The sequence below is a fragment of the Streptomyces sp. V3I8 genome (assembly GCF_030817535.1).
Taxonomy (GTDB): Bacteria; Actinomycetota; Actinomycetes; order Streptomycetales; family Streptomycetaceae; genus Streptomyces.
The window spans coordinates 2,291,738-2,304,602 of record NZ_JAUSZL010000002.1; the positions used below are offsets into that span (position 1 = coordinate 2,291,738).

Sequence of the window (12,865 nt, forward strand, 5' to 3'; positions counted from 1 at the left end):
TCGGAGATGCGGCCCCCAAGTGCACTGCCGTGCGGCCTACTTGCGGATCAGGCTGCGCAGTACGTACTGCATGATGCCGCCGTTGCGGTAGTAGTCCGCCTCGCCGGGGGTGTCGATGCGGACGACCGCGTCGAACTCGACGCCGGTGTCGGTGGTGACCTTCACCGTGCGCGGGGTGGTGCCGTCGTTCAGCTCCTCGACGCCGGTGAAGGAGAAGGTCTCCTCGCCGGTCAGGCCGAGCGAGGCGGCCGTGGCGCCCTCCGGGAACTGGAGCGGCAGCACGCCCATGCCGATGAGGTTCGAGCGGTGGATGCGCTCGTACGACTCGGCGATGACGGCCTTGACGCCGAGGAGCGCGGTGCCCTTGGCGGCCCAGTCGCGGGACGAGCCGGAGCCGTACTCCTTACCCGCGAGGACGACCAGCGGGGTGCCCTGCTCGATGTAGTTGCGCGAGGCGTCGTAGATGAACGACACCGGCGCGTCCGGCTGGGTGAAGTCGCGGGTGTAGCCGCCCTCGGTGCCCGGCGCGATCTGGTTGCGCAGGCGGATGTTGGCGAACGTGCCGCGGATCATGACCTCGTGGTTGCCGCGGCGCGAGCCGTAGCTGTTGAAGTCACGGCGCTCCACACCGTGCTCGGTGAGGTACTTGCCCGCCGGGGTGTCGGCCTTGATGGCGCCGGCCGGGGAGATGTGGTCGGTGGTGACCGAGTCGCCCAGCTTGGCCAGTACGCGCGCGCCGGTGATGTCGGAGACCGGGGTGGTCTCCATCGTCATGCCCTCGAAGTACGGGGGCTTGCGCACGTAGGTGGACTGCGGGTCCCACTCGAAGGTGTTGCCGGTGGGGATCGACAGCGCCTGCCACTGGGCGTCGCCCGCGAAGACGTCCTGGTAGGACTTGTTGAACATGTCCTCGCCGATGGCGTTCGCCACGACGTCGTTGACCTCGGCCTCGGTCGGCCAGATGTCCTCGAGGAAGACCGGCTTGCCGTCCTGGTCGGTGCCGAGCGCGTCCTTGGTGATGTCCACCTTCATGGACCCCGCGAGGGCGTACGCGACGACCAGCGGCGGGGAGGCCAGGTAGTTCATCTTGACGTCGGGGTTGATCCGGCCCTCGAAGTTGCGGTTGCCGGAGAGGACCGAGGTGACCGCGAGGTCGTTGTCGTTGACCGCCTTGGAGACCTCCTCCGGCAGCGGGCCGGAGTTGCCGATGCAGGTGGTGCAGCCGTAGCCGACGAGGTTGAAGCCGACCTTGTCGAGGTAGGGGGTGAGCCCCGCCTTGTCGAAGTAGTCGGTGACGACCTTGGAGCCCGGGGCGAGCGTGGTCTTGACCCACGGCTTGCGGGTCAGGCCCTTCTCCACGGCCTTCTTCGCGACGAGCGCGGCGGCGACCATGACGTACGGGTTCGAGGTGTTGGTGCAGGAGGTGATGGCCGCGACCGTCACCGCGCCGTGGTCGATCTCGTACGTCGAGCCGTCGGGGGCGGTCACGGTGACCGGGTTCGACGGGCCCGCGCCGGCGACGACCGCGGAGTGCTGCGGGGCGCCGGAGCCGTTGTCGTCGTGGCCGTAGGCCGGGGCGTCGCTGGCCGGGAAGGACTCGGCGCTCGCCTCGTCCACCGGGGAGGCCACGCCGTGCGGCTTCTCCTGCGCGGGGACGCCGGGCTTGCGGTCGTCGCCACCGGTGACACCGGCCTCGACGTAGTTGAGGACGTCGGACTTGAACTGCTCGGCGGCGTTCGCGAGGACGATGCGGTCCTGCGGGCGCTTCGGGCCGGCGATCGAGGGGACGACCGTGGAGAGGTCCAGTTCGAGCTTCTCGGAGAAGTCGGGCTCGGCGGCCGGGTCGAGCCAGAGGCCCTGCTCCTTGGCGTACGCCTCGACGAGCGCGACCTGCTGCGCGTCGCGGCCGGTCAGGCGCAGGTACTTCAGGGTCTCGTCGTCGATCGGGAAGATCGCAGCGGTGGAACCGAACTCCGGCGACATGTTGCCGATGGTCGCGCGGTTCGCGAGGGAGGTGGCGGCGACGCCCTCGCCGTAGAACTCGACGAACTTGCCGACGACACCGTGCTTGCGGAGCATCTCGGTGATCGTGAGCACGAGGTCGGTGGCGGTGGTGCCGGCCGGCAGCTCGCCGGTCAGCTTGAAGCCGACGACACGCGGGATCAGCATGGAGACCGGCTGGCCGAGCATCGCGGCCTCGGCCTCGATGCCGCCGACGCCCCAGCCGAGCACACCGAGGCCGTTGACCATGGTGGTGTGGGAGTCGGTGCCGACCAGGGTGTCGGGGTACGCCTGTCCGCCCCGGACCATGACCGTACGGGCCAGGTGCTCGATGTTGACCTGGTGGACGATGCCGGTGCCCGGCGGGACGACCTTGAACTCGTCGAACGCGGTCTGGCCCCAGCGCAGGAACTGGTAGCGCTCCTTGTTGCGGCCGTACTCCAGCTCGACGTTCTGGCCGAAGGCCTCGGCGGTGCCGAACTTGTCCGCGATGACGGAGTGGTCGATGACCAGCTCGGCCGGGGCCAGCGGGTTGATCTTGTCCGCGTCGCCGCCGAGCTCCTTGACGGCCTCGCGCATGGTGGCCAGGTCCACGACACAGGGCACGCCCGTGAAGTCCTGCATGATCACGCGGGCCGGCGTGAACTGGATCTCCTGGCTGGGCTGGGCCTGCGCGTCCCATCCGCCGACAGCACGGATGTGGTCGGCGGTGATGTTCGCGCCGTCCTCGGTGCGGAGCAGGTTCTCCAGCAGGATCTTGAGGCTGTACGGAAGGCGGGCCGAGCCTTCCACCTTGTCCAGCCGGAAGATCTCGTACGACTCGTCACCCACACTGAGCGTGCTACGGGCGTCGAAGCTGTTCGCCGACACGACAGTCTCCTTCATTGATGTACGCGTACCACCGCATCCTGCCGCCACGCCCTCTTGGCCGATCCGCTAAGGTCGGGCTAAGTTAGGTAACCCTTACCGAACGCGTAACGGTCCGGGCGGCTGCGGCACGCCCCGGCAGATATCTCGATGTCGAGATAACTCTAGTACATGACCGCCGGACGGTCATGCCCGGAGGGTGCCCGCACCCGTCCGGACCGGATCGGCGCCCGGTCCGGCGCCCCGGACCACGGGGTCGCGCGACAGGCGCGGCGGGCGGGGCAGGCGGGTCGGGACGGTGCGGAGCACGGACCGGACGGTGGCGGTGGCGGTGGCGGTGGCGGTGGCGGTGACGGTGACGTACGCGCCGACCCCGGTCGCCGTGCACGAGGACGCGGTCACCCAGCCGGCGAGGACCGGCACCGGTTCGCCCGCCCCTCCCACACCGGAGCGGATCCCGGCCCGGGCTCGAACCGGGACCGACCCTGAGCCGAATCGGGGTCAATTCGGGGCCGGCCCCGGGCCGTTCGCCACCGGCGTCCGCGTACCGACCGGCATCCGGGGTATCCGACAGCGGACGCGAAGGAGGCACCCACCCATGCCGCTCACATTCCGCAAGAGCTTCCGGATCCTGCCCGGTGTACGGCTGAACATCAACCGGAAGTCGTGGTCCATCACCACGGGCGGCCGCAACGGCCCGAAGCAGACGCACAGCAGCACGGGACGCCGGACCACCTCGATGGACCTGCCCGGCCCCTTCGGCTGGCGCCGCACCACGCGCAGCAAGCGCCACTGAGGCGCCGTCACCCCGGCCCCCATCCCGACACTCACCCCAATGGCCCCGCCAGGATGCGGCATCTCATATGTGAGATAGCCTGCCGTCATGGCAGACGACTACCTCGTACGCATCGGCAAGCTCATCCGTGACGCCCGTCAGCATCGGGGCTGGACACAGGCGCAGCTGGCCGAGGCACTCGGCACCAGCCAGAGTGCGGTGAACCGTATCGAGCGCGGCAACCAAAACATCAGCCTTGAGATGATCGCTCGAATCGGTGAAGCACTGGACAGTGAGATCGTCTCGCTCGGCTACGCGGGCCCGATGCACCTGCGTGTGGTCGGCGGACGCCGTCTGTCCGGCTCGATCGACGTGAAGACCAGCAAGAACGCGTGCGTGGCGCTGCTCTGCGCGACCCTCCTGAACCGGGGCCGCACGGTGCTGCGCCGCGTCGCGCGCATCGAGGAGGTGTACCGCCTTCTGGAGGTGCTGGGCTCCATCGGCGTACGCACCCGGTGGATCAACGGTGGCGTGGACCTGGAGATCGTGCCGCCGGCCGAGCTGGACATGGCGTCCATCGACGAGACGGCGGCCCGCCGCACCCGCTCGATCATCATGTTCCTGGGCCCGCTGCTGCACCGCATGGACGGCTTCAAGCTGCCGTACGCGGGCGGCTGCGACCTCGGCACCCGCACGATCGAGCCGCACATGATCGCCCTGCGCCGGTTCGGCCTGGACATCGCGGCCACCGAGGGCATGTACCACGCCCGCGTGGACCACACGGTGACCCCGGGGCGCCCCATCGTGCTGACCGAGCGCGGCGACACGGTGACCGAGAACGCGCTGCTGGCCGCCGCCCGCCACGACGGCACGACCGTCATCCGCAACGCCTCCTCCAACTACATGGTCCAGGACCTCTGCTTCTTCCTGGAGGCCCTCGGCGTCCGGGTGGAGGGCATCGGCACCACCACCCTCACCGTGCACGGCGTGCCGAACATCGACGTGGACGTGGACTACTCGCCGTCCGAGGACCCGGTCGAGGCGATGAGCCTGCTGGCCGCCGCGGTCGTCACCGAGTCCGAGCTGACCGTGCGCCGGGTGCCGATCGAGTTCCTGGAGATCGAGCTGGCGGTCCTGGAGGAGATGGGCCTCGACCACGACCGCACGCCGGAGTACGTCGCCGACAACGGCCGCACGCGCCTGGTGGACCTCACGGTCCGGCCCTCCAAGCTGGAGGCGCCGATCGACAAGATCCACCCGATGCCGTTCCCAGGCCTGAACATCGACAACGTCCCGTTCTTCGCGGCGATCGCGGCGTCCGCGCAGGGCCAGACGCTGATCCACGACTGGGTCTACGACAACCGCGCGATCTACCTCACGGACCTGAACCGCCTCGGCGGCCGCCTCCAGCTCCTCGACCCGCACCGCGTCCTGGTGGAGGGCCCCACCCGCTGGCGGGCCGCGGAGATGATGTGCCCGCCGGCCCTGCGCCCCGCGGTGGTCGTCCTGCTGGCGATGATGGCGGCGGAGGGCACGTCGGTCCTGCGCAACGTGTACGTCATCAACCGCGGCTACGAGGACCTGGCGGAGCGGCTGAACTCGGTGGGGGCGCAGATCGAGATCTTCCGGGACATCTGAGAGCCTGCGGAAAAGGCACCTCTACACCCCACCTTAACTGGACGAACGCGAGAGAGGTGGGGTGTGACGGAGTCTCTGGGACATTTTTGGGACTTTGAACCGGCGGCACCGGGTCAGGGTGAGGACGGCCGCGGCGATTGACGTCATCATCCGATTCGGGCCACGCCGAGAAGCCTCAGCGGTCGTCGATGCCGGGCCCGAAGAGCGGGAACGCCTGTCTCTCCCGCGGTCAGGTGGCCACACGTTCTCCGGCGACGAACTTCTCCACGAACTCCCGTGCCCGCCGGTCGAGATCGGCGTACTGGGCCTCTCGCTCAGCGCCCGTGACCGCTTCGCCGACCAGGAGGTTGCCTTCGGCGTCGACGCGTTGCGGGCGCTCCTCCGCGTCGGTGAGCAGGCCGACGGTGGAATGGGAGAAGCCGCAGTAGTAGGCGATGCCCTCACTCAGATTGGTCTCCAGGAGGGTTTGCATCCCCTCCACGACGGGGTCGTCGGCAGTGGCGCCGGCCAGGCCCAGCCACAGCATGCGCTTGCCGGCGAGGCGGGGCCTGCTGCGGCCGTAGGCGAACCCGTAGTTCCACACGCGGTCGATCCACCCCTTGAGGATGGCGGGCGTGCTCTGCCAGTACACCGGGAAGACAGCGACGACGAGGTCGGCGTCGAGGATGCGCCGCATATGTGCTTGCGTTTCGTCCGAGTAGGCCTTTTCCCTGTTGCCCCAGTCCGGCTGGTCCGAGCCGGTCATCCGCGGGTCGAAACCCTCGGCGTGCAGGTCCAGCAGGTCGATGCGGTATCCGGCGGTTTCGAGCCTGGTGGCGACACGGCGGGCCGTGTGCGAGGTGAGGGAATCGGTGCGGTGGTGTGCGACGACCACGAGGGCTGTTCCGGCACGGCTGTCCTGCTGCGTCACGGTGTCTCCCGGCTGGGCTCGGCGATTCGACTCGACGAGTCCAGTACAGCCGCGGCGGCATAGATGATCCATGGGAGAAACACTCCGATACATAGGAGATCGTCTACGATGCGTTCCGTGGATCCCTTGAGTTCGCTCCTGAGCGGCATTCGGGCCGAGGGGTCGGTCGTCAGCCACGCCGTGCTGACGGCGCCCTGGACGATTCGCTTCGCCGACGACGCACCGCTCACCATGATCAGCGTGCTGCGCGGCGGGGGCACCCTGTTGCTGCCCGACGGCACCGAGCGAGCGGTCGGCTTGGGCGACACGGCCATCGTGCGCGGTCCCGCGCCGTTCCATCTCGCGGACCATCCCACCGCTGTCCACAGCTCCCCTGCCACGTACGAGATCGCATGCTTCACCACGGGCACCGAGCCCACCGCCCAGGAACTCGGCGGTATCCGTTGGGGCTCCGACTCCAAGGAGGCGACCGCGCTGATCGTGGGTGCCTACCGCGCCTCGGGCCACCGCCACGAGCGGCTCCTGCGGGCCCTGCCGCCTGTCCTGGTGGTCAAGGAGGACGTCGAGGTCTGCGCATGGCTGGAGACGGCCGCTGCCGACGCCGCCCGTCTCTCGGCCGGTTCGCAGGCGCTGATGGACCGGCTCCTCGACTGGGCCCTGGTGTGCACCTTGCGCAGTTGGTTCGAACAGGCCGGCGCTGACGCGCCCAGTTGGTACCGGGGCCTTGCCGACCCGGTCCTCGCCCCCGCCCTGCAAGCCTTCCACGACCGGCCCGCCGGGGCCTGGACGGTGGCGTCGCTGGCCACGCGGAGCGGCGTCTCACGGGCGCTGTTCGCCAAGCGCTTCACCCAGCTGATGGGCCGTCCGCCCCTCGCCTACCTCACACAGTGCCGCATGGACGAGGCCGAGGCGCTTCTGGCCGACACCGACCTCAGCATCGCCCGGATCGGTAAGTCCGTCGGCTATGCCGACGCCTTCGGCTTCAGCGCCGCGTTCAAACGGCACAAAGGCCTGAGCCCCAGCACGTTCCGCGCCGCCGCAGCCGGGGCGCCGCGAACCTGAAACAGCTGGAAGATCATTCGCACAGGTCAATGGTGATCAGCCACTCATCGCGGCAGGTCACCGCATTCGCTGGTCCCTTCCGGGACAGCTGCGCTGCGAGGGCGGGGCGGGCGCTCGGCGCGCAGGGCTCGGCGCGGGGAGCCCCGCGTGGAGCGCTCAGCGCTGGAGCTTCATTCCCTTCGGCGAGGTGAGGCCCTTCTCGGGGTGGGCGCGGAGCGTCGCCGTCCACACGGTGGGCGGGCAGGAGGTGCCGTTGGGGTGCTGCTCCGTCAGCTCGGCCCGGGTCCCGTCCTCGACGACCGTGTCGCCGCTCTTCGTGGAGGTCACCGTGAGCCGCACCGGCACGCTGGTCGCGCCTACGTCGTCGGGGAGCCGGACCGTCAGCGGGACGAACGGGTCGTCGGGGTCGCCCGACGACCGCTCCTCGCAGGTGTCGTCCACGCACAGCCGGATCATCGCCTCGTCCGGGCCGCCGAAGTCGGCGGCCCGCCACACGGCGGACACCTGCGAGTCCGCGTCGGCCTGCCGGCACGGCATGTCCTGGCCGAACACCGAGCATCCGGTCAGGGCCAGCGCCGGCAGCGAAGCGAGAAGGGCCCGGCGCATGTCGACTCCTCGCTGCGTACGGTGCCGGGGAAGGCACTTGGGAAGGCGCTGGGGGACGCCGGGGGGACGCTGGGTGAGACTGTCGACGCGGCGACCAGCGTCCGCCATCGGCAGCCCTTGGCCCGCAAGTACAGCATCTGCGGCCGGCTCACGCTCTTCGGCGGCCTGCTGCGCCGGGAGTCGGACGGGACGGTCGAGATCCGTGTGACCTCGTGAAGCGCGGGGTCCGGAACGGTCCGGACCCCGCGCCCGGACCCCGCAGCACAGCAGGGCGCTCACGCCCCCTCGTACCTCGTGCTCACGGTTTGTCGAGCACCGTCCCCGTCAGCACCGGCCTGTCGGGCAGCGGCCTGGCGTTGTCGTCGGTCAGCGCGAGGCGCATCGACTCCGTGGGCTCGGCCACCTGGTCCCGCACGGTCGGCACGGCGAAGTCCACACCGGTGCTCCCGGGCGGGATGTTCAGCCACACCCACAGGTTCGCGTCGGACAGCGGCCGCTCGGGGTCGGGCACGTCACCGGACCACTCCTCGAGCCACTGCGGGTCCACGTCCTTGGTGGACAGTTCGGCGCCCTCGGCGGCCGGGAGCACCCGCACCGGCTGCCAGATGTCCACCGCCGCGGGCGCGTCCAGGGACAGCCGCCAGGTCAGCGTCTCCCCCTCGGTCACCCGGTCCGCGACCGGCGACAGGGTGATCACCGGTTCGGGGTCGTCGTTCTCGACGGTGACCCCGCCCCGGTGCTTGCCGACGACGGCGCCCCGGACGGCCTTGACGGCGATGGCATGGTCCACGTCGCCGCCGTAGACCGTGTCGCCCTTCACCTCGACCGGTACGTCGATCGCGTCGCTGCCGGGCCGTACGGTCACCAGGCGGTTCTCGCTCCGGCCGCTGTCCGGGGCGAGGACGTACACGCGGACCTGCCCGCTGCCGTGGCCGGAGATCTCGACCGGGATCCGGTAGGTGCGGGTGCCGGAGTCGCCCTCCTCGACGGTCGTGCGGCCCACGTCGACACGCGGCAGTGCGGCCGCCCGCACCGCCGGTGTGCCCGGCGCCCAGCCCCAGGCGTCCATCAGCCAGACCCGTCCGGACCGCGAACGGGGCGTCAGTTCAAGGGACTCGACATGTCTGAGATCGAGGCCGGCCCGGGTCGCGGCCGACAGCGGGACGCGCAGTTCCTGAGCCCAGTAGGAGGCGGTGTCCGAAGAGCCCGGGAGCCCGTCCACCTGGGCCGCACCCAGCGTCGCCCGACGGCCGGAGGAGTCGGTGACGGACACGTCGAACCTCGTGCCGGTCGTGTTCGGCGGTACGAAGACCCGGAGCGCGAGCTTCCGGGAGCTGCGCAGGGAGAGCGGCTCGGCCGCGGTGATACGCGCGGCCGTGCCCGGCGCGGACCACGTCAGGTCCACCGCGCTGCGGCCGGTCTCCCGTTCCGTCTCCCACGACGCGAAGTGCGGTGACGATCCGGGGGTCTCCGGGTCCAGACAGGCCACGGCCGGGTCGGGGTCGACCGCCGAACACAGCCGGGCGCCGGCGCCGGTCACCTTCGCCCCGCCGTCCGGCAGGAAACCGCCGCTGCGGCGGCCGCCGACCGCGTGGGTCAGCGCCCGGGCCGGGTCCGCGGACGGGGCCCGCCGGCCGGAACCGTCGAGCAGCGGACGCACCCGGTCGTCCCCGGCGAGGAAGAGCCGGGCCGCGGCGGCGATGTACGTGGCGCCCGCCTTGTGCTGCTGGGCGGCGGTCAGCCGGGTCGCGGCGCCCGGCGCGCACACCGGGTCCGGCTGCTCGGGATCGGTCCTGAAGTCGTCCCTGGCCGGTGCGACGGCCTCGCCCGGGGTCCACTCGCTGTTGAAGTAGTTGTGGTTGGCGCCGACCAGGTAGACCGCGCTGTGCAGCGCCGTGCCCCGGCCGGTCCCGCGCGTCCCGTCGACGAAGTTCTCGCCCTGCAGGTCCCACACGTCGCCGTCGCAGCCCGGCAGCAGCGTCACGGACGGCACGTCGGCGACCGGATTCTGGCCGAAGATCGTCGGTCCGATCAGCACCGTCCCGCGCACCTTCCAGCGCACCGGGCCCCGGTAGCCGTCCTCGGCGGCCGGCGGCGGGTAGAGGCTGTCCATGGCGGCCCGGTTGACGCCCTCGCCACCGCGCGAGTGTCCGACGAGCAGGACACGGGAGAGGTCCGCCTTCGGCGCCTCGCGTACGACGGCCGGGGCGGCGGAGCGGTGGGCGGTCCAGTCGGCCCAGTGGGCGAGGTGCTGCCGTACCAGCGAGGAACGTGCCTGCGCGCCGGCGTCCTCGGCCTCCCCGTCCTGGGCGTTGATGCCGTTCGCCGAGATCGACACCGTCACATAGCCCTGGGAGGCCAGCAGTTGCTGGTCGCGCAGGTAGCCCAGGTGGCTCGGGATCGGCTTGTAGCCGTCCGTACAGGGCCAGTCGCCGCTCACGTCGTCCTCGGAGCCCGGCTTGTAGCAGGTGTTGTGGCGGCCGTGCAGGAACAGCGCGAGCGGCCGGCTGCCGGTGGCACCCTTCGGCGCCACCACCTCGGCGGTCATCTCCACCGGGGTGTCGAACCCGGGCAGGCGCACCGGGTCGAGTTCGTACTGTCCGGTGACCGTGCGGTACGAGCCGGGTCCGCCCGGGTCGACGCCGTTCGCCGGCGCCTGCGGGGGCATCCGTGCCACGTGCGAGCCGGGTTTGCGCGTGTCGTCGGCCGCCGCGTCCAGCCGGCGCCCCGCGGCCGTCACCTGGAGGTCCGTCAGCTGCTCGGACCGCGCCTCGCCGAGGGCGAGCCGGAAGGTCCGTCCGTCCCTCGCCGGCTTCGGGATCCCGAGCAGCCGGTCCCCGGTGCGGAACTCGACCCGCGCGTCCCCCATGGGCACAGCCTCCGGCGCACGCCAGACCAGCTCACGCGCCCCGCCCGCCCCGTCGATCCGCCATCCCGGCGGAAGCGGGTTGTCGTCCGCCCTGTCGTCCTTCGCGCTCAGCAGGCCGGACTCGTGCGGCTGTTCGGCCTGTGCCGGTCCGGACGGGCCCGCCAGGGCCGCCAGCACCGCCACGGCGGTCACACCTATTCGCCGGGTACGGATCAATGATCCTCTCCTCGCCACCCTGTACGCAGACCTCCCGTCGGTCCCGGGCGCCTCTCGCGTCACCTAGGACGGGAGAGGAGCGCCTGTGGGTTGTCTGTGAGGAGACGCCGGCAGCGGGCGGGCGACGCGATCAGGCCAGTGCGGCCGAGCGCTCTCCGGCTCTCGGAGACACTCCGGTACGTCGTCGCGCGGCCCGAACACCCCGGGCACCTCCTCCTGCAATCACAGGTCCCGTCCGTCCCGGGCTCGTCCGTACGCCGTCCGTGTGTTGTCCGCGTGTTGTCACGCTTCCCGTCCGGCTGTTCCGATGAGTCCGCGGTGAGCGCATGGTCTATCCGTACGGACGACGAAAACGCCGTCCGACTCTCGCGCACGTGGAGGCCCACCATGTGTTCTCACCAGCTTTCGTGCCCGTCCGCCAACCGCTCCGAGCGGTCGGAGCGCTCCGACCGCGACGACGCGCACATCGTCGCAGCGCACCCCGAGCAGGGTTGGTACCTGCTGTGCGACGGCGCGATCGTCTTCGACGACACCGGTGCTCTCCTGCCCGACGGGCGGGTCGTCGGCCCTCATCGGGTGCCGGTCGAGCCGGTCGAGCCGGTCGAGCAGCTGGCTGTCGCCGCCTGATATCGGCGTGTAGCACCGATTTTCACCGGATTCTACTGATACATCGTGATGTGCGCCGGTCGCGTCAAGGCCGGCAGTCGGGCACGCGACGCCATGGAGCTTCTTCAAGCATCGCCGTCCCCACCTCCCGCGACACCCACGGCTGTGGCGGCGCCCACCCGTGCGGCGGAATCGTCTGCGGCGCGCACCCGGTCGACGCGTGAACTACTGACGCCTCCAGGACGATCGACGGCAGCAACGCCCTGTCGAAGGCGTACTTCTTCCCGCAGCCCACCGGCAACCGGCAACCAGCTGGCCGACATCGTGCAGAAGGCCGTCACCGTGCTCCGCGCCGACCGGTGGTTGCCGCCTTTCCCAGCAGCCGCACGCCCCGGAGAGCGCCGCTCTGCGGGTTCTTGAGGTCCGCACCGGAGCCAGGAGAACGTAGGTGCCCCGTCCGTCACCTGCAGCGATACGCGATGTCTCACCGACCGGGGTGGAAGAACAGGCTCAGCTGAGATCAGTTCTTTTCCAGCAGGGACCGGCCCGCCGCCGGGCCGCAGAGGGCTCGGCGGCGGGGAGGGGCCGGGGCCGCGTGGCGTGTGCCCAGCGGCGTCAGGCCACGCCGATCCGCGCCGATCCGCGCCGATCCGCGTCAGTCGACGAGCGTCACGTCCTGCTCGTGTGCCGCGTGGAACAGCGGCAGCAGCAGGCCGCCGGAGCGGAGTTCCATCACCGTCGCCTCGACCTTCGCCGCGCCGGCCTTGAACCGGCCCGGATCCGTACGGCCGGTGTTCGCCCAGGGGTGCTCCGCGCCGTCACAGAGCGCGGTGGTGCCGCCGATGCCCGTGCGCAGGCCGCTCCCGCCCTGGCTCAGGGAGGAACTGACGAAGACCGGGCCGCTGCCGCCCGTGCAGCGGTAGGTGCCGGACAGTGTGATGGTGCCGTCCGCGGCGAGACGGCCGATCGAATCGACCGTCACCGTCTCCGACAGCCCGGCGGGACCGGCCTGCTGGGGCAGCGCGCCTGCGGACGGAGCGGCGAGCAGCAGCAGTGCCGCAGCGGCGGCTGTGCCCATGACCTGGTGCAATCGCATCGGAGTACCTCCTGGAGTGGGGCTTTTACACGTACCTGCCCGGCGCGACCGCGCGCGTCATCCTCGCCCCTTCGGCGGCGAACCTCACCCCTTTGGTGGTGAGCTCACCCCTGCGGTGGCGGGCCGACGGCCGCACGGAGTCCTCGTACAGGTCCGTTCGCGTAACCGCACACGTAGCCGGACGTAGGGACACGCGCATACACGGCAGATTCCGCCGGC

Annotated in this window: 10 protein-coding genes; 4 read left to right on the top strand and 6 right to left on the bottom strand. The window is 70.8% G+C overall.

All coding sequences use genetic code 11. From position 1 onward, the window contains the following. Window positions 1-36: 36 nt before the first annotated feature. A complete protein-coding gene (locus QFZ75_RS10055; protein WP_307535695.1) occupies window positions 37-2,871 on the bottom strand; it encodes an aconitate hydratase in 2,835 nt (944 codons plus the stop codon). 183 nt (window positions 2,872-3,054) lie between these two features. Further along, window positions 3,055-3,291, bottom strand: a complete 237-nt coding sequence (locus QFZ75_RS10060; protein ID WP_307535697.1) for a hypothetical protein — start codon at window positions 3,289-3,291, stop codon at window positions 3,055-3,057. A gap of 175 nt (window positions 3,292-3,466) precedes the next feature. Between QFZ75_RS10060 and QFZ75_RS10065 the strand changes: the two genes are divergently transcribed. Together QFZ75_RS10065 and QFZ75_RS10070 are read left to right on the top strand one after the other, a co-directional pair. Then, window positions 3,467-3,664 carry a DUF4236 domain-containing protein gene (locus QFZ75_RS10065; RefSeq protein WP_307535700.1) on the top strand — a complete coding sequence of 66 codons (198 nt, stop codon included), beginning with the start codon at window positions 3,467-3,469 and terminating at the stop codon, window positions 3,662-3,664. Window positions 3,665-3,751: 87 nt separating this feature from the next. After that, complete coding sequence (locus tag QFZ75_RS10070) at window positions 3,752-5,281, top strand: UDP-N-acetylglucosamine 1-carboxyvinyltransferase (RefSeq protein WP_307535702.1); 1,530 nt, start codon at window positions 3,752-3,754, stop codon at window positions 5,279-5,281. Between the two features lie 229 nt (window positions 5,282-5,510). Here the strand turns inward: QFZ75_RS10070 and QFZ75_RS10075 are convergent, their stop codons facing one another. Next, window positions 5,511-6,191 (bottom strand): NAD(P)H oxidoreductase, encoded by a 681-nt coding sequence (locus QFZ75_RS10075; protein WP_307535704.1) that lies wholly within the window; start codon window positions 6,189-6,191, stop codon window positions 5,511-5,513. A 108-nt stretch (window positions 6,192-6,299) separates the two neighbouring features. On the opposite strand from QFZ75_RS10075, the gene QFZ75_RS10080 reads away from it, so the two are divergent. Further along, window positions 6,300-7,253, top strand: a complete 954-nt coding sequence (locus tag QFZ75_RS10080; RefSeq protein ID WP_307535706.1) for an AraC family transcriptional regulator — start codon at window positions 6,300-6,302, stop codon at window positions 7,251-7,253. A 156-nt stretch (window positions 7,254-7,409) separates the two neighbouring features. Here QFZ75_RS10080 and QFZ75_RS10085 read toward each other — a convergent pair whose 3' ends face one another. Together QFZ75_RS10085 and QFZ75_RS10095 are read right to left on the bottom strand one after the other, a co-directional pair. After that, a complete protein-coding gene (locus QFZ75_RS10085; RefSeq protein ID WP_307535708.1) occupies window positions 7,410-7,859 on the bottom strand; it encodes a hypothetical protein in 450 nt (149 codons plus the stop codon). Window positions 7,860-8,157: 298 nt separating this feature from the next. Beyond that, complete coding sequence (locus tag QFZ75_RS10095; protein ID WP_307535709.1) at window positions 8,158-10,944, bottom strand: hypothetical protein; 2,787 nt, start codon at window positions 10,942-10,944, stop codon at window positions 8,158-8,160. A gap of 387 nt (window positions 10,945-11,331) precedes the next feature. Between QFZ75_RS10095 and QFZ75_RS10100 the strand changes: the two genes are divergently transcribed. Next, on the top strand, window positions 11,332-11,571 hold the full coding sequence (locus QFZ75_RS10100) for a DUF5999 family protein (protein WP_307535710.1): 240 nt from the start codon (window positions 11,332-11,334) through the stop codon (window positions 11,569-11,571). Between the two features lie 634 nt (window positions 11,572-12,205). Here the strand turns inward: QFZ75_RS10100 and QFZ75_RS10105 are convergent. After that, on the bottom strand, window positions 12,206-12,646 hold the full coding sequence (locus tag QFZ75_RS10105) for a DUF6299 family protein (protein WP_307535712.1): 441 nt from the start codon (window positions 12,644-12,646) through the stop codon (window positions 12,206-12,208). Between the last annotated feature and the right edge of the window lie 219 nt (window positions 12,647-12,865).